General features: G+C 65.5%; 13 protein-coding genes. 8 read left to right on the top strand and 5 right to left on the bottom strand.

The features are described 5' to 3' along the window. Positions 1–9: 9 nt before the first annotated feature. Entirely contained in the window at positions 10–1,356 is a 1,347-nt protein-coding gene (gene tssK / locus O3300_RS14325) for a type VI secretion system baseplate subunit TssK (RefSeq protein ID WP_305053335.1), read from the bottom strand. A gap of 289 nt (positions 1,357–1,645) precedes the next feature. Here tssK and O3300_RS14320 point away from each other — a divergent pair, with 289 nt between their 5' ends. From O3300_RS14320 to tssH, 8 genes are all read left to right on the top strand, one after another. Further along, on the top strand, positions 1,646–2,218 hold the full coding sequence (locus O3300_RS14320) for a hypothetical protein (RefSeq protein ID WP_305053334.1): 573 nt from the start codon (positions 1,646–1,648) through the stop codon (positions 2,216–2,218). Between the two features lie 73 nt (positions 2,219–2,291). Beyond that, positions 2,292–2,801, top strand: a complete 510-nt coding sequence (gene tssB, locus O3300_RS14315; protein WP_077402277.1) for a type VI secretion system contractile sheath small subunit — start codon at positions 2,292–2,294, stop codon at positions 2,799–2,801. Between the two features lies 1 nt (position 2,802). Next, positions 2,803–4,287, top strand: coding sequence for a type VI secretion system contractile sheath large subunit (gene tssC / locus O3300_RS14310; protein ID WP_099664664.1), 1,485 nt, complete (start codon positions 2,803–2,805; stop codon positions 4,285–4,287). A gap of 33 nt (positions 4,288–4,320) precedes the next feature. Continuing rightward, a complete protein-coding gene (locus O3300_RS14305) occupies positions 4,321–4,812 on the top strand; it encodes a type VI secretion system tube protein Hcp (RefSeq protein ID WP_035817450.1) in 492 nt (163 codons plus the stop codon). Between the two features lie 95 nt (positions 4,813–4,907). Continuing rightward, a complete protein-coding gene (tssE, locus tag O3300_RS14300) occupies positions 4,908–5,399 on the top strand; it encodes a type VI secretion system baseplate subunit TssE (protein ID WP_035817453.1) in 492 nt (163 codons plus the stop codon). A gap of 2 nt (positions 5,400–5,401) precedes the next feature. Next, entirely contained in the window at positions 5,402–7,246 is a 1,845-nt protein-coding gene (gene tssF, locus O3300_RS14295) for a type VI secretion system baseplate subunit TssF (RefSeq protein ID WP_305053333.1), read from the top strand. Then, positions 7,210–8,295 (top strand): type VI secretion system baseplate subunit TssG, encoded by a 1,086-nt coding sequence (gene tssG / locus O3300_RS14290; RefSeq protein ID WP_099664661.1) that lies wholly within the window; start codon positions 7,210–7,212, stop codon positions 8,293–8,295. Before tssF ends, tssG begins: the two co-directional genes overlap by 37 nt. Positions 8,296–8,348: 53 nt before the next feature. After that, the gene (gene tssH, locus O3300_RS14285) at positions 8,349–11,006 is read left to right on the top strand and encodes a type VI secretion system ATPase TssH (protein ID WP_305053332.1); all 2,658 of its coding nucleotides are present in this window, start codon (positions 8,349–8,351) and stop codon (positions 11,004–11,006) included. 13 nt (positions 11,007–11,019) lie between these two features. On the opposite strand, the gene tssA is transcribed toward tssH, so the two are convergent. The 4 genes from tssA to tssM are packed head-to-tail and all read right to left on the bottom strand — an operon-like array spanning position 11,020 to position 17,665. Beyond that, positions 11,020–12,057, bottom strand: coding sequence for a type VI secretion system protein TssA (gene tssA / locus O3300_RS14280; RefSeq protein WP_305053331.1), 1,038 nt, complete (start codon positions 12,055–12,057; stop codon positions 11,020–11,022). A gap of 48 nt (positions 12,058–12,105) precedes the next feature. Beyond that, the gene (locus O3300_RS14275; protein ID WP_305053330.1) at positions 12,106–12,918 is read right to left on the bottom strand and encodes an OmpA family protein; all 813 of its coding nucleotides are present in this window, start codon (positions 12,916–12,918) and stop codon (positions 12,106–12,108) included. Between the two features lie 2 nt (positions 12,919–12,920). Next, positions 12,921–13,904, bottom strand: coding sequence for a type VI secretion system-associated protein TagF (gene tagF / locus O3300_RS14270; RefSeq protein ID WP_305053329.1), 984 nt, complete (start codon positions 13,902–13,904; stop codon positions 12,921–12,923). Next, complete coding sequence (gene tssM, locus O3300_RS14265) at positions 13,901–17,665, bottom strand: type VI secretion system membrane subunit TssM (RefSeq protein ID WP_305053591.1); 3,765 nt, start codon at positions 17,663–17,665, stop codon at positions 13,901–13,903. The genes tagF and tssM overlap by 4 nt, the downstream gene beginning before the upstream one ends. Positions 17,666–17,704 lie beyond the last annotated feature (39 nt).

Here is a 17,704-nt window from a genome sequence, read left to right as displayed (position 1 = left end):
CGTTGGACCTCAGGAAGTGACGGCGACAAGTTCGAGTTTCAGTTCACGCATGCCGGAAGGGACATACACCAGCAGCGACTGCGCCTGCAGCATGCGTTCGTACATCTGGCCCTTGGCCTCGATGGTGAAGTAAAACATGTCGGGACGTACCGGCACGGCGGCCGGCACCTGCGGGGCATGCTGCAGGCGCACCCCGGGCAGGGCGGACAGGACGAATTTTTCCACGTCGTCCGGCGCGCCCACCTTGAAGCGCAGCGGCACCACGTCGACCAGTTCCACGCCGGCCATGTCGGCGGACACGCCCAGGTAGAACGCCGTCTTGGCATCGATCTTTTCCGAGTCCAGCTTGCCGTGATGGTAGGACGGCTTGGTTTCCGTCAGCGCGATGGCGAAGTATTTCGACGAGATCACGGTGTCGAGCAATTCGCGGATCATGGCGTGCAGCTGGGCGAACGAGGGTCCGGGATCGGCATGCCGGTACGGCGGCAGGTCGGCCAGCGCATGGCTGCGTGAAAAGGTCATCAAGCCGCCGGCCAGGGCCAGCAGCTGTTCGTACAGGCGCTCCGGATGCAGCGCCGGATGATGGAAGTAATGGCTGAGCGAGGCGTAGGCCGCGCTGGCCGTATGCAGCAGCCAGAACGAGGACATGTCGCCGGATCGAAATTCGATCACACTCTTGCTCGGCTCGCGGTGATGGCCATACAGCGCGTTGACCTTGGCCTGCAGCGCGTCGATCAGGCGGCGCAGCTGCAGGAACAGCAGGGGCGCGCTGCGGATGGACAGGCTGGGGGGCACGAAGGCCGGATCCTGCTCGAAGCCGCCCGTCGACAGGCGCCGCAGGCGCAGCAGGGGGAAGCTGACGTAGGAATCGCGCGGTTCGGTATCGGCGACGAGGCGCAGGGTTTTTTTCAGGTAGGTCAGTTCGGCCTGCGCGGCCTGGGTGTACAGGTCCGGCGTGCTGAGATTGGCCTGGGCGTAGCGCGCCGCGTTGTTGGGCTGGCCGCTGGCGGCGAAGTTGCCGCCGAATGGCTTGAAAGCCGGCAAGGCGGCGTGGAAGGTCACCGATTGCAGCGACGACGGCAAGTTGCCCAGGTCGAGCGCGTCGGGCAGGTCATCGCTTCCGGCGGCGTTGTAGATTTCGCCGTCCTGGAAGACCAGCGACAGTTCCAGCAGGCGCAAGCTGTTGTTGGCCAGCGCATCGCGGTCGATCTGCAACTGGTTCACGCCCCACGCGTACGGGTGCAGCGCCTTGACGCTCTCGTGCAGGCGCTGTTCGTGGTACTGGTCTTGCTGCTGGAAATGCTGAGGGCGCAGGAACAGCCCTTCGCCCCATAACAACTTGTTTGCCATGCTCATGGATTGCCCTCTATGCCAGACACAGTGAGGCGCGCGGCAGCGACTGAAAATCATGCTTCGCATCGCGCAACTTGGTGCTTTTTTCGCAACTGCAAGAACCTTAACATTATCTTGAAGAATGGTGCGTACGGTACGTTTTTAGCGTGAGTAGTGTGAGTTTTCGCGTATTTTCTATCGAACGCAGTGAATTTTGAAATCATGCTACGCTCCGAAAAATAAATAATTAGCAACTATAAAAAGCAACTTTTCAATCGCCAAAACCGTCTTCTTTTTTGAAGGAAAGCTCAACATGACACGCCCGGTTTCGCTACGCACGCTTGCAGTTATCGCCTGTGCTTTTACCCTCAGCGCCTGCAGTACGGCGCCGGTGGCCAAGCCGCCGCCCGTCGTGGCGCCGACGCTGGAAGAGCTGATGGCCAAGGCCACGCAGGCGGTGGACACGGGCAACAAGGCGGCGGCGCTGGCGCTGTGGCAGGAGGCGGCCGCCGCGGCGCCCGCCGACAAGCAGCCCTGGGTGCGCATGGCGCAAAGCCGCTACGATGCGGGCCAGTATGGTGAAGCCATCCTCAATGCCCAGGAAGTGCTGGTGCGCGATCCTGCCGACAAGCTGGCCAACAGCGTGATCGCCATCAGCGGACTGCGCCTGTCGACGCGGGCGCTGGCCGACCTGAGCCGCCAGAACAACCTGTCCGGTCCGCTGCGCGCGGAATCGCAGGACCTGGCCAAGCTGCTGCGCGAGAGCCTGGGCGAAACCGTGCTGGTGCCGCCGCCGGACAAGCCGCCCGTGCGCGCGTCGCGCAAGCAGCCAAGCAAGCGCACTGCCGATGAGGGCAGCGCCAATCCATTCAACGCCCTGAAGTAGCCAGCCAGGCACAGGTACGCCGCAGTTCAACAGGCGCATCGCCGATGCCGCCAATATTTGGGAAGGGGATGTCATGTCGAAAAAAGATAGTGTGCAGAAGCGCTTGCAAAAGGTACGCCCGCCACGCGTGCAGATGACCTATGACGTCGAGATCGGCGACGCCATCGAAAACAAGGAGCTGCCCTTCGTGGTGGGCGTGGTGGGCGATTTCGGCGGCAATTCCGAACTCGAGCAGAAGCGCCTGAAGGACCGCAAGTTCGTCGATATCGACCGCGACAATTTCGATGAAGTGATGAAGGGCATCGAGCCGCGCGCCACCTTCCGCGTGCCGAATGAACTGGGCGCCGCTGGCGGCCAGTTCGGCGTCGAGCTGAAATTTCGCGCGATCGCCGATTTCCGCCCGGAAGCGGTGGTCGAGCAGGTCGAGCCGCTGCGCAAGCTGCTCGAGGCGCGCACCAAGCTGGCCGACCTGCGCAACAAGCTGGCCGGCAACGACAAACTGGAAGACATCCTGAATGACGTGCTCAACAGCACGGAAAAACTGGCCCAGCTGGAACAACATTCCCACGTCAGGAAAGATTGATATGTCCGCACAACTGACCCCCGCATTGAGCGCTGCCGGCGCCGCCGAAATCGACTTGCTCGACCAGATCGTCGAGCAGAGCAAGGTGGCCAAGTCCAGCGTCGAACACGCCCGCGCCAAGGATCTGATTTCCGAACTGGTCAGCCAGGTCATGGATGGCACGGTGGTGGTATCGAACAACCTGGCCGCCACCATCGATGCCCGCGTGGCCGAACTGGACCAGCTTATTTCCGCGCAGCTCAGCGCCATCATGCACGCGCCCGAATTCCAGAAGCTGGAAAGCAGCTGGACGGGCCTGCACTACCTGGTGAAGAACACGGCTACCGGCACGAATCTGAAAATCAAGATGATGAACGCGACCAAGCGCGAGCTGGTCAAGGATTTCCAGAGCGCGCTGGAGTTCGACCAGTCGACCATGTTCAAGAAGGTCTACGAAGAGGAATTCGGCACCTTTGGCGGCGCGCCGTTCGGTACCTTGCTGGGCGACTTCGAATTCAGCCGCCAGCCGGAAGACATGTATTTCATCGAGCAGATGTCGCATGTGGCCGCCGCCGCGCACGCACCGTTCATCTCGTCCGCGTCGCCGGAACTGTTTGGCCTGGAAAGCTACAGCGACCTGGGCAAGCCGCGCGACCTGGCCAAGGTCTTCGATACGGTCGAGTATGCGAAGTGGAAATCCTTGCGCGAATCGGAAGATTCGCGCTACGTGGGCCTGACCTTGCCCCGCTTCCTGGGCCGGCTGCCGTTCAATCCGCTCGATGGCGCCACCGTCGACGGCTTCAATTTCGTCGAGGACGTCGACGGCACCGACCATCAGAAATACCTGTGGTGCAACGCCGCCTACGCGTTCGGCACCAAGCTGACGGCCGCCTTCGAGGATTACGGCTGGTGCGCGGCGATCCGCGGTGTGGAGGGGGGCGGCCTGGTGGAAGACTTGCCGACACATACCTTCAAGACGGACGAAGGCGAGGTGGCGCTGAAATGCCCGACCGAGATCGCCATCACGGACCGCCGCGAAAAGGAATTGAGCGACCTGGGCTTCATCTCCCTCGTGCACTGCAAGAACACGGACTATGCCGCGTTTTTCGGCGCCCAGTCGGCGCAGAAGGCGAAAAAATACAATACCGACGCCGCCAACGCGAACGCCGTGCTGTCGGCGCAGCTGCAATACATCTTCGCCGTGTCGCGCATCGCCCACTACATGAAGGCCATGATGCGCGACAAGATCGGCAGCTTTGCCGCCGCTTCCAACGTGGAAGATTTCCTCAACCGCTGGCTGACGCAGTACGTGCTGCTCGACGATAACGCCAGCCAGGAACAGAAGGCCCAGTTTCCGCTGCGCGAAGCCTCGGTGCAGGTGGCGGAAGTGCCGGGCCGGCCAGGCGTGTACCGCGCCGTGTCCTTCCTGCGTCCGCATTTCCAGCTCGACGAATTGTCCGTTTCACTCCGTTTGGTCGCGGAGCTTCCGCAGTCGACCAAATCGTAATGTATTTTTCTTCACACCCTTGAAAGGAATAACATGGCAATCGACGTATACTTGCAAATTGATGGCATCAAAGGCGAATCCACGGATAACAGCCACAAAGATTGGATCGAATGCAAGTCGGTCCAGTGGCAGGTGTTGCAACCCAAATCGGCGACCGCCTCGACGGGCGGCGGCCATACCGCCGAACGTACCGAGCACAAGGATATCGTCATCGCCAAGATGGCCGATCTCGCCAGCCCCCTGCTGCTGCAAACTTGCTCTTCTGGTAAGACTATCCCGAAAGCCAAGCTCGAGTTCCTGCGCGCCGATGGCCAGGGCGAGCGCATCAAGTACTTCGAGATCGAACTGGAGAATGTGATGATCAGCAGCGTGGCGCCATCGGTGGCCGCGGGCGACATTCTCGGCGAAGACCTGGCACTCAAGTATTCGAAGGTCAAGTGGAAGTACACGCAGCAAAAAGTGGGTGGCGGCTCGGGCGGCAACACCTCCGGCGGCTGGGACCTGTCGGCCAATAAGACAGCCTGACCGCATCTGACCGCGTACGCCAGCGGCGCGCTGCCGCCGCTGGCTTTCCTGGCCGCCGGCAGCGGCGTCCACGCCACCCATGAAACGGGAAGCCCATGAAAGGTTTTACGCCGGGCCTGTTCGACCGCCTGATGGATACGCCCGTGCACGGCGCCTCCAGCGGCACCGTCTCGCGCCTCTCGCTCGAGGACTTGAAAGACACCGTGGCGCGCGATCTCGAAGCGCTGCTCAACACGCGCGCCGTGCTGCCCGAGGCGCTGCTCAAACCCTTTCCCGAGTGCGGCAAGTCGATCATCACGTACGGCTTGAACGATTTCGCCGGGCTTAGCCTGTCGAGCACGGACGACCGCGCCTATATCTGCCAGTGCTTGGAAAAGGCCATCGCCCGCCACGAGCCGCGCTTGCGCCAGGTGCGCGCATCGCTGGAAATCGAGGAAGGCTCGATCAACCGCCTCAATTTCGCCATCAGCGCGCTGCTGGTCGTGCATGCGGCGCACGAGCCGGTCAGCTTCGACGCCATCCTGCAGCCTTCCAGCCTGCATTACACGATCAGCAAGGGGCGCCGCGCCGCGTCCACGGGAGCCTGACCTTGGACGAATTGCTGCCCTATTACGAGCGCGAACTGGGTTTCCTGCGCCGTTATTCGCGCGAGTTTTCCGAGCGCTACCCGAAGATCGCCGGCCGCCTGCTGATGGGCGGCGAGGTGTGCGAAGACCCGCACATCGAGCGCATGATCCAGTCGTTCGCGCTGCTCAATTCGCGCATCTCGAAGCGCATCGACGACGATTATCCCGAATTTACCGAAGCGCTGTTCGAAGTGCTGTATCCGCATTACCTGCGGCCGTTTCCCTCGTGCTCGATCGCGCGCATGGATTACGGCGCCGCGGCGGCGCAGCTGACGGCGCCTGCGGAAATCGCCCGCGGCACGGAGCTGACGACGCGCCCCGTGAAAGGCGTGGCCTGCACCTTCCGTACCGCCTATCCCGTGACGGTGGCGCCGCTGGCGCTTACGCATGCGGCTTTTTCCGCCATCATCGAGGCGCCGGAACAGGTGCTGCTGCCGGCGAATGCCACCTCGGGCGTGCGCATCACCATCGAGTCGAGCGCCGCGCAGCTGTCGCTGGGCCAGCTGGGACTGGCGTCGCTGCGCGTGTTCATCGATGGCCAGCCCTCGTTTTGCGCGGCGCTGCGCGACGCCCTGTTCATGCGCACCGTGAAGGCCTACGCCGAGGCGGACGGCAGCGGCAGCTGGGTCGCGCTCGACGGCACTCCCGTGCGCAGCGCCGGTTTTGCCGAGGACGATGCACTGATCCCGTTTTCCGCCCGCTCGCATCCGGCCTACCGGCTGCTGACCGAGTATTTCTGCTTTCCCGAAAAATTCAATTTCTTCGACATCGACCTGGGTGCGCTGTGCGCCGCGCTGCCGTCCGGCAGCCGCCGCATCACCTTGCACCTGGCGCTGAGCGGCTTGCGCACCGATTCGAACACGGCACGCCTGCTGGGGACGATGAACACGCACAACCTGCTGCTGGGCTGTACGCCGGTAGTCAACCTGTTCCGCCAGCGCGGCGAGCCCATCCGCCTCACGCACACGGCCGCCAGCTACCCCGTGCTGGCCGATGCGCGCCGCGCGTATGCGTTCGAGGTGCAGGCCATCGACTCGGTCAAGCTGGTGCGGCAGACGCCGCAGGGCGAATCCGTGGTGGAATTCCGCCCATTCTATTCGCTGCGCCATGGCGAGACGCCGGCCAGGGATGGTCACTACTGGGTCATGCGGCGCGACGAGATCATCGCCAGCAAGAGTCCCGGCTACGAAATGCAGATCTCGATCGTCGACATCGATTTCGATCCGGCCGAGGTGGAAACGGACACGCTCAGCCTGGAGCTGAGCTGCACCAACCGCGACTTGCCGGCGCAGCTGACCTACGGCCTGCACGGCGGCGACCTGTTCCTCGAAGGCGGCTCCAGCGTGCGCAGCATCAGCCTGCTGCGCAAACCCAGCGAGTCGCACCGTTTCGAACGGGGCAGGGGCGCCCACTGGCGGTTGATTTCGCATCTGTCGCTGAATCACCTGTCGCTGGCCGGCAGCGGCCTGGAAGCGTTCCAGGAAATGCTGGCCCTGTACGACTTGCCGCGCTCGGCCACGTCGCAGCGGCAAATCCGAGGCATCACGGCCATCGCCCACCAGGCCGTCAATGCCTGGCTGCCAGGCAATCCCTTCGCCTGCCTGGTGCGCGGCGTCGAAGTGCGGCTGACGATAGATGAAGAGGCCTTCGTCGGCAGCGGCATCCACGCCTTTGCGCATGTGATCGAGTGCTTCCTGGGCTTGTATGTGCATGCGAACAGCTTCACGCAGCTGGTGGTGCTGGCAAAAAAATCAGGAGAGGAGCTGTGGCGATGCAAACCACGCAGCGGCGATTCGAGCCTAGTGTAATCGAGCGCCTGTTTGCCCAGCCTTGCCGCTTCCAGTACTTCCAGGCGGTACGCATGCTGGAGCTTTGGCTCAGGCGCAATGGCTTGCCGCACGACGATGCGGTGGCCAGTTTCCTGCGCTTCCAGAATTCCGTCTCGCTCGACTTCGCCCCCAGCCAGATCGAAACGCTGGCGCCCGAGCCGCGCGAACTGGCCACGGACGTCAACGCCCTGGGCGCTGCGCTGCGCAGCGCCCAGCTGAAATACGTGCGCGTCACGCCGGCCTTCATGGGTTTTCTCGGCGTCGCCGGCGCGCTGCCGCTGCACTATACGGAACGCATCGCCACGCACCAGCTGTATGAAAAGGACGAGGGGCCGCGCGCCTTCCTCGACACGTTCTCGAACCGCGCCCTGGCTTTGTTCTATGAAGCCTGGCGCAAGTACCGGCTGGAGCTCAAGTATCAGCTCGACGGCAAGGACCAGTTCCTGCCGCTGCTGCTGTCGTTGGCAGGGCTGGGCAACGCCTCGCTGCGCCAGCGCCTGGCGGGGGACGGTACGGGCGTGCTCGACGAATCGGTGGGCTACTTTGCCGCCGCCATGCGCCACCGGCCGCCGTCGGCCGTGATGATAGGCCAGGTGCTGTCCGAGTATTTCGGGCAGCGCGTCGCCGTCAGCCAGTTTGTCGGCTGCTGGTACGACGTGCCGCGCGAGCAGCAAAGTACGCTGGGCGGCAGCAACGCCGTGCTGGGCGCCACCGCCATGGTCGGTGCGCGCGTCTGGCAGCGCGACTTGCGCCTGCGGCTGACCATCGGCCCCCTGGCCCGCCGCCACTTCGACGCTTTCCTGCCCGGCGGCGCGGCCGCTCTCGCGCTCGAGAAAATGCTCGCCATGTTCACCGGCCTGTGCCTGGAATACGAAGTGCAGCTGGTGCTGCGCGCCGCCGACGTGCAGGGCACGGCGCTGGCAGTGCCGCGCAGCGGCGGGCGGCTGGGCTGGGACAGTTTCCTGATCACCGGCGGCGAGGCGTGCGACCGCGCCGATGTCCGCTATGAACTGCATGCGCCGGCTTGAGCGCGCCACTCCACCGATTTCGCCAACCATCACCCGACAAGGACCGCCGCCCCATGAGCATCAACCTGAAAACCCTGATCAGCAAGTTGAACGACACCTGCCGCACGGCCGCCACGCGCGCGGCCAGTCTGTGCGTCGGCCTGGGGCAGTATGAAGTCGACCTGGAGCATGTCTTTCTCGCCTTGCTGGAGCAGCCGCGCAGCGATTTCGTGCTGATTGCCCGCAGGAGCGGCGTCAGCGTGAGCATGCTGGAAGCGGATTTGCGCGCCGAAGTGGCGCGCCTGCAGACGGGTAACGCGCGCACGCCCGTGTTTTCCGTGCGCCTGCCGAAACTGTTCGAGCATGCCTGGCTGATCGCTTCGCTCGATTTGCGGGCCGGGCGGCAGGTGAGCATCCGCAGCGGTCACCTGCTGCAGGCGCTGCTGACCGAGCCGGAACTGGCGCAACTGGCCTACCGGGGCTCGGCGCTGTTCCACGAATTCAAGCTCGACGAGATCAAGCACGGGCTCGACAAGCTGACCGAGGGTTCGCAGGAAGCCGGCGAGGCGGCTGCAGGGCAGGAAGAGGCGGGCGACGCCGGCGGCGATCCCGTGGGGGAATTGGCCGGCGCGGCGGCGTCGAAAACGCCGGCGCTGGACCAGTTCACCGTCAACCTGACGGCGCGCGCGCGCGCCGGCAAGGTCGATCCCGTGATCGGGCGCGACATGGAAATCCGCCAGGCGATCGATATCCTGATGCGGCGGCGCCAGAACAACCCCATCCTGACGGGCGAGGCCGGGGTCGGCAAGACGGCCGTGGTGGAGGGCCTGGCGCTACGCATCGTGCAGGGCGACGTGCCCGACATCCTGCAGGGCGTGGAAATCCACACGCTGGACATGGGCCTGCTGCAGGCGGGCGCCAGCGTCAAGGGCGAATTCGAGAACCGCCTGAAAAACGTCATCGCCGAAGTGGGCAAGAGCGCGCACGCCATCATCCTCTTCATCGACGAGGCGCACACGATGATCGGCGCCGGCGGCAGCGCTGGCCAGAACGATGCTGCTAATCTGCTGAAACCGGCACTGGCGCGCGGCGAGCTGCGCACCATCGCCGCCACCACCTGGGGCGAATACAAAAAATATTTTGAAAAGGATGCCGCGCTGGCGCGCCGCTTCCAGGTCGTCAAGATCGAGGAACCGAGCGAAGAGCTGGCGTGCGCCATGTTGCGCGGCATGGCGCCGCTGATGGAACAGCATTTCAAGGTGCGCATCTTCGACGAGGCGATCACCGAAGCCGTGCGCCTGTCGCACCGCTACATCGCGGGCCGCCAGCTGCCGGACAAGGCCATCAGCGTGCTCGATACAGCCTGCGCCAGGGTGGCGCTGGGGCAGAGCGCCACGCCGGCCCTGCTCGACAGCGTGACGCGCCGGCGCGAGCGCATCGATGCGGAAGCCTCGGCCCTGGCACGCGAGGAGAGCGGCGGCGCGCGCCATGGCGCGCGGCTGCAGCAACTCGACGCCGAACGCGGTGCCGCCACGCAGGAACACGCGCAGCTGGCCGCGCGCTGGGATGGCGAAAAGGCGCTGTCGGAACAGATCCAGGCGATCCGCCGGCAGCTCGAGGAGGGCAAGCCGGCCGACGCGGGTCAGGGGCGCGAGTTGCTGGCGCTGCAGGCCGAGCTGGCGTCGCTGCAGGGCGAGACGCCGCTGGTGCCGGTGCAGGTCGACGGCCACGTGGTGGCGGAAATCGTCGCCGGCTGGACCGGCATCCCGCTGGGCAAGATGGTCAAGGATGAACTCAAGACGGTGCTGCGGCTGAAGGATTTGCTGCAGGAGCGCGTGCTGGGCCAGCCCCACGCGATCGAGGCGGTGGCGCAGCGCGTGCGCACGGCGCGCGCCAACCTGGACGACCCGGACAAGCCGAAGGGCGTGTTCCTGTTCGTCGGCCCGTCCGGCATCGGCAAGACGGAAACGGCGCTGGCGCTGGCCGACGTGCTGTACGGCGGCGAACGCAAGCTCATTTCCATCAACATGAGCGAATACCAGGAAGCTCACAGCGTCTCGGGTCTGAAGGGTTCGCCGCCTGGCTATGTCGGCTATGGCGAAGGCGGCGTGCTGACCGAGGCGGTGCGCCGCAATCCCTACAGCGTGCTGCTGCTCGACGAGGTGGAAAAGGCGCATCCCGATGTCATGGAGCTGTTCTTCCAGGTCTTCGACAAGGGCGTGATGGACGATGCCGAGGGACGCGAGATCGATTTCAAGAACACCATCATCATCCTGACCTCGAACGTGGCGTCGGCCGCCATGATGCAGGCGTGCCTGAACCTGCCGCAAGAGCAGTTGCCGACGCCGGAGCAGCTGGAGCTGGCCATCCGTCCGCAGCTGCTGAAGGTTTTCAAGCCCGCGTTCCTGGGGCGCCTGAAGGTGATTCCCTATTATCCGCTCGGCGACGATGTGCTGGCCCGTATCATCGGCCTGAAGCTGGGCCGCATCGCGGCCCGCATCGCCGCCAATCACCAGGCCGAGTTCCTCTACGACGAGGCGCTGGTCGAGGCGGTGCTGGCGCGCTGCACCGAAGTCGATTCGGGCGCGCGCAATGTCGACAATATCCTGAATGGCAGCCTGCTGCCGGAAATCGCCGAAGCCGTGCTGGCGCGCATGGCGGAAGGGCAGGGCATCAGCCGCATCAAGGCCAGCGCCGGCAAGCAGGGGCAGTTCCGGTACACGATCAAATAGGCGTCAAGCCGGCTCAGTGTCCGCTGCCGGGCGCGATGCCCAGCAGCTCCTCGATGTGGGCCAGCGAGGCGCCGTCCTTGACCACGCCGCGCAGCCATTCGTGCAGGTTCTGCTCGCCGGCGTTGGCGGCCTTGTCGGCGAAGTAGGAGACGGGGCTGTGCGGTTCCGTCTGGCGGAAGTACTGCGCCACCTGACGCAGCTGCGCCAGCGCCTGGGCGCGGCTTTGCAGCTCGCCGGGCGCCGCCGGCAGCGGCGCCGGCACGCCGGCCACCGCCGCCTGGCCGCCAGCCGGCATCGGCGCGGCGGCGACGCTGGAGGCAGGAAGGGCCGTGGCGGCGGCAGGCAGGGCGAGCTGTATCGCCTGCAGGGCCTCGCGCGCCATGGAAAAGCCCGGGCTATCCCTGCCCAGGCGGGTGTCGGCCGCCTGTTCCAGCTCGGCCAGCGCGTCCAGGCAGAACTGGGCGTCGGCGGCAAAGGCGGCGCGGAACTGCGCCGACGTGCCGCGCCGCGCCGCCTCCATGTCCACCAGCTTGGTGCCGTTGACGCCGTCCTGGTTGCTGGCGGCCCGCTTGCGCGCCGTCTCGAAGTCGACCGTCGACCAGCCGCCCGACTGCTTGTCCGTCAGCGCCATCGCGCGCACGAGGGACGGTGTGTGCGCCAGGATCCAGCTCAGGTTGCCGATGCGCTGCTCGTGGTCGTCGCCATCGGGCTGCGGGTACAGGCCCAGGTCCCAGTACTGGCGCAGCAGGCCCGCCAGCAGGCGATAGCCTTCGCCCAGGCCGCGCAAATGGTCTTGCCTGGCGCAAGCTTCGGCCAGCCAGGCGGCGAGCCGCAAGTCCTTGCTCTTTTCGCCCAGCAGGGTGGCGCAGCGTTGCAGTACGAAGGCCCAGTCGGCTTCCTTCAGGTCGGTGACCCACTCGCCCTGGTCGAGCGTGGGGTCGTCGAACTTGCGCGCCTGGCCGATGGCGTCGAAGTCGGTGGAGAAGGACAGGTCGACGCCGCATGGCTGTTCGGCGCTGATGGGAAGCAGGAGCTGGTCGGCTGAAATCATGTGTGTTCTCGGCAGTGGGGCGGATAGCTTGCGGGAGGCGTGGCGGTCTTACTGGACCATGCGAAATTCGATGCGGCGGTTGCGCGCGCGGCCATCGGCGCTGTCATTGCTGGCGATGGGACGGTCCGGGCCCTGTCCGGAAGCGCTGAGCAGGTCGCTGTCGATGCCCTTGCCGGCCAGGTAGGTCTTGACCGCCTCGGCGCGTGCCTGGCTCAGGTTCTGGTTGCTGGCGCGCAGTCCCAGGTTGTCGGTGTGGCCGATGATGTCCACCTTGCGGCCCGCCAGCTTGTGCAGCGCCGCGCTCATTTCGTCGAGGATGGCGCGGCCAGACGGCGTCAGCGTGGTCTTGCCGCTCTCGAATTCGATGGTGCGGTTGGCCAGCGTGCCATCGAGGATGTTCTGGTCGGAGGCGGACACGCGCAAGCCGTTGTTGACGGTGTACGTGGGATTGAGGCTGGTGGCGAAGTCGCTGGCGATCTTTTGCCGCTGCGCTTCGTTGGCCACTTCGCCGCGCACGCTGACCACGCTGCCTTCGATCTTCAGCTGGCCGCGGCGGATCTGTTTGAGATCCGCCGTCAGCAGTTTTTGCACATAGGCGTTCCAGTTGGCCGGCTGCGCGACCTGGCCGACGGCGATCTGGTCGACCACCTTGTCGGCGCCATACAATTCGCGCAGGCGCACCAGCACCGCCGCCTTGGCCGCTTCGTCCGGCACCGTGCCGCTGGCCAGGACCTGGCCCGGTTGCGGCGTGGCGGCGGCGGGCGCCGAGACAGCGGCCGCCGGCACGGCGGCGCTTTGCGCGCCGGCGCCGGCCGGGGCGAATACCAGGCTGAGAAGGATGGCAAGGCGGAGGTGGCGCATGATCAGGTCCCGATGAAGGCGGCACGAAACGTGTCGTGCGCCGATTTAAGTGACAGGTTGGGCTGCGCGAGGTAGCTCGAGGCTTTCTTGATGGCGTAGTCGCTGTTGGCGTGTTCCTCGACCCAGGCCAGGTCGTCGAAACCGATGTGGTGTTCCAGCGCCGCCTGCGGTTCCATGATGGCGTGCAGGGTCTGCGCCGAGGCGCCGCAAAAGCCCAGCACCAGCGCATGGCGGCCGCGGATGCGGGTGATGAACAGCGCCAGTTCGAAGTCGGCGCGCGCCAGGAAGGGGGCGATCAGGTGCATCCAGAAGGCCGCCACCAGGTTGCGGTACAGCGGGTCGGCCGGCAGCGGCAGTTCCAGGCTTTTTTCCAGCCGGCTGGAACTGCTGGCCATGACGGGCTGCAGCAGCATGCCCAGGGCCAGCAGCACCTGGCGCACGGAACCGCCAAAACCCGTGGGCGCCAGCAGGGCGTCGAGCGCGCCCACAGTCTGCAAGCCGAGGAAATCGTCGAAGGCGGCATCGTAGGCGCTGCCGCGCAAGTCCAGTTCGATGCTGGCGCCTGCGGCGGCTGCCGGCAGCGCGGCGCCGGCCGCCGCGCCGCACATCTCGGCGCTCAGTGCATCGAGGCGGTTCCACAGGCGCGACAGCACAAGCGGACTGGTCGGCACGAAGCCGGCTGGCTGCGCCACTTCCATGGCGCCCATCATCAGGAAGGGAAAGCGGCGCGACGAGGCATCGCTGCTGGCGGAGATATGCCCGGCGATGGCGCGGCCGCGGCGCGGGCCGATGAAGGCGAAATGCAGCGGCGGCAGCACGTCGTAGGTCAGCTTCCAGCGCGCATCGGCCGTCATCAGTTCCATGGCGTTGGCCAGCCACTCATCGAGCATCTTCAGCAGGGCCGGGTTGTCGCCGTGCTTGATGAAGTCGCCGCGGCTGGGGATCTTGCCGAAATAGCCGATCTGGGTAACGGTAGGGCGGCTCATGGCGTGTTCCCGGCGATGGCGGTGGCCGTTTCCGGCGCGCCGATGACGACCGATTCCGGCAGTTTCAGGCCGCGGAAACCCTGGTTGCCGGCGGAGGTGGCGGCCGGCGCGGTCGCGGCCACGATCTTCAGGTTGGCCATCACGGTGACGCCGCCGTTCTCCCAGCTCAGTTCGAATACGCCGCCCTCCTTGCGCGTGCGCCTGGCCGAGTCGATCATCTTCTTCAGGCCGAAATGACCCGGTTCGTTCAGCAGTACCACGGTGCGCCCTTCCGGCGTGATGGCGCTGATGCGCGAGCCGGGCACGCCCTGCGGGTTGGGCCAGACCATGTGCACCCAGGGCTGCGGCTGGCCGCGCCAGCGCAGCGCCTGGCCATCGATCTCGATCGTATATTCGGTGGCGCCGGGCGCGCTCAAAGCCTGCAGGTCGAAGCGCGTCTGCGCTTCGGCGGCGCCGGCCGCCGTGGCCACACCGTTGGCGCTGAGCGGGGCGACCCAGCCGGGCAGGCTGGCCACCACCGGCGGCGCCAGGGTGATGCCCATCGCGGCCCAGGTCCTGGCGCTGATGGCGTCGCCGCGCCGCACGACCAGCGGGCCGATGGTGGTGTTGAAGAACTTGGCGATGGCGCCTTCCGGGCCGAATACCTGGCCGATGTCGGCATTGCTCGCCTCGATGCGCGAGTCGGGCGCGAACGGATATTTCGGCGCCAGGGTTTTCTGGAACGGTTCGAGCACCTGCGCCAGCCATACCTTGTTGATCTCCGTCTCGGTGGGCTTGACGATGACGGCGAAGGTCTGCATCAGCGGGCGCACCAGCAGCGGGCGGATGGCCTGCTTTTGCGGGTCGCTCATGCCGGTCAGCATCTGCTCGTCCACGTATTTCAGCGCGTCGGCCAGCTCCGAGCCGCTGCCATCGAGCGTCTGCTGCATCAGCTGCTTGGCGCCGGGGCCCGTGTCGCCCTGGTTCTTGATCTGGTTGAAGCGCACGCGCAGCTTCGACAGGGCCGCCAGGTACCCGCGCATGGGCGAGGCTTCCTTGTCGCGCGCCACCACCAGGCGCGCCACGCCGGAAAATTCGCGGCCGACTGGCCCCATCGGCATGGCGCTGCCGGCCTGGCCCGCCGCGGCGGCGGCAGGCTTCTGGCGCAGCACCGTTTCGCGGAACCAGTCCATCGCCCCGCGCTGGGCGCGCTGCAAGCCCTGGCCCAGCAGGGAAGGGTTGTCCCACGAGGTTTCCTGGTACACCGTCTCGATCAGCTTGTTGAGGGGCGAGGCTTGCGGATCGCCGAGGCGGTTCATCGCCTGCGCCGCATTGTCGAAACCGTTCAATTCGCGGATGCTGACGCCCTGGATGAATTTCTGCCACTCCCGCGCGTAATCGGTCTTGTACAGTTCCACCAGCGCTTTCTGGATCTGTTCCGGGCTGCCTTCCAGGGTCAGGTCGTCCTTCGACGCCGTTTTCAATACCCAGTCGGCGCTTTGCAATTCGCGGTTGGCCGCTTCCTGGAACGCCTGCTGGATGTATTTGTCCCACGCGTCGCGCGTGAAGGTGCCGGGGATGGCGTAGCTGCCCAGTACCAGTTCCTTGTCCTGCTCGCCAACGATGCGCGCCACCGTCATCGACGGGAAGCGCGTGGCGGCGCGCGCCTTCACGTCCGCATACACGCGGTCGCGCGCCGGCATGCCGCGCACCACGCGCCGCAGGCTGTCGCGCGACTGGTCGGCCAGGGCCAGCTTGTTCTCGATCTGCGGCCAGGACGGGTCGTCGATCTGCGTCAGATAGAACGAGATCAGGCGTTCGGCGCTGCGGATCATCTGTTCGCGCGGCATGTTGCCCCGGTTGGCGTCGAGCCAGCCGCGCCAGTAGCGGGTCAGCTGGTCGTTCAGGTGGCCGGCCTCGGCGCGCGACTTGTCGCCCAGCATCAAGTAGGTTTTCAGGGCATTGTAGGCATCCTCCACATTCGTCGGCGCGGCATCCTTGAAGGGCTGGCCTGTCGTACCGACCGCCGTAGCGGTTGCCGTGCCGACCGTGGCGGCGGCCGTCGTGCCGGCCGGCGCCGGCGTCAGCGGCTGCAGCCGGTCGGCGCCCGCGTTCACTTCCGCGAGGAAGGACTCCAGCGATTGCGCCACCGGCGCGAGCATGACTTCCTTGAGGCCGGAAAAATACTCCTCGCGCAGTTTGCGCTCCAGCAAATCCCCCTGGTACAGGCCCAGGCTGAGCGCCAGCGGCCGCTTGCTGCGGTACGCTTCCAGCTGCTCGATGCGGTCCTGCATGATTTCCAGGGCCTGGAAGCGCGACTGCAGGTCCAGGCGCTGGTCCTGCACCTTGATGGCTTGCTCCAGGTCGGCCTGCACGTTGGCCGCCAGCTGGCGGTTGGCCAGGTAGGACCAGCTCCAGCCGCCCAGCGCCAGGCCGGCCAGCGCGATGGCGGTGAAAAACGTGGCATAGCGCAAGCGTGTCTTGCGTGGGCTGGCGTATTGCGCCACCAGTTCCCTGTCGGCGAAGATCACCTTGCGAAACAGGTTCAGCAGGAAATAGCCGTGCTGATCCTGGGCCTGGACCGTCTTGTGTTCCTGCTGCTGCGGCTTGAGGTCGAAGCGCTGGGCCACCCGTTCCGACGAGGCGGAGACGGAGGCGCCTTCTTGCAGCGCGCTGGTGAAATAGAAACCGCGGAAGACGGGCTTGAACTGGAAGGGATTTTCTTCGAACAGGGTGGCGATGAAAGCGCGCAGCGATCCCTTCACGGAACTGAATTCCAGCGGGAAGGTGAACACGCCGGGCGGCATGCGCTCGCGTCCCAGCAGCGACATATTGGCCAGGCTGAGGTCCTTCAAGCCATCGTACAGCTCATCGAAGCGCTGGTCGAACTGTTCCAGCACATCCTGTTTCGAGCTGTTGACGCTGTAGGGCAGGGTGGCGCCCCAGACCTTGTCGCGTTCGGCGCGTTCGGCATCCTGGAAAAATTCGCTGAAGCCGGTGATCAGGTCGGCCTTGGTGAAGACCACGTACACGGGCGCATGGACTTCCAGCTTCTCCGTCAGTTCCTGCACGCGCTGGCGCAGGTTCTTGGCCAGTTCGATGGCGAATTCGGGCTTGCTGCCGGTCAGCTCGGCAATACTGACGGCGATGATGATGCCGTTGATCGGCGCGCGCTTGCGGTGCTTTTTCAGCAGGCCGAGAAAGCCGAACCATTCGGCGCGGTCTTCATCGTTGATGGCGTAGCGCCCGGCCGTGTCGAGCAGGATGCCGTCGGTGGTGAAAAACCAGTCGCAGTTGCGGGTACCGCCCATGCCTTGCACGATCTTGCTGTCGACAAAAGGAAACTGCAGGCCGGAATTGGCGATCGCCGTGCTCTTGCCGGCGGCGGGGTTGCCGATGATCATGTACCACGGCAATTCATACAGCGCGGCATCGCCCGACAGCTGGCCCAGCCGCGATGTCTTGATGGTATTGATCGCTTCCAGCATGCGCTTGCGGATGGCTTCGGTTTCCTCGCGCTGCACCGGACCTGCCTTGGGCGCGGCGCCCGCCGCCTGCTGCTCCAGCATGCTGTTGAAGCTGGCGCCCTCGCGCCGGCGCCGGCGGCGGCGCAGCCACCACACGATGGCGCCCAGCAGCGCCGCCGCGGCCAGCAAGGGCAGCAGCCGCATGGCCGGCCAGTCGAAAATGACGGCGCAGGCGAACAGCAGCAGGATGGCGGCCGCGATGCCGAGGATGAGCAGGCTGGTGCGTGAAGTCAGGGAGTGCCAGAATCGTTGCATCATAGTTTTATAGTGTGCAAACCGTTAAGGTGTGTGAAT

Source organism: Janthinobacterium sp. SUN206, from assembly GCF_030587305.1.
In the GTDB taxonomy this organism is placed as follows: Bacteria; Pseudomonadota; Gammaproteobacteria; order Burkholderiales; family Burkholderiaceae_D; genus Janthinobacterium; species Janthinobacterium kumbetense.
The sequence above is the reverse complement of the archived record's forward strand: the minus strand, read 5'-3'. Positions and strand labels throughout refer to the sequence as shown.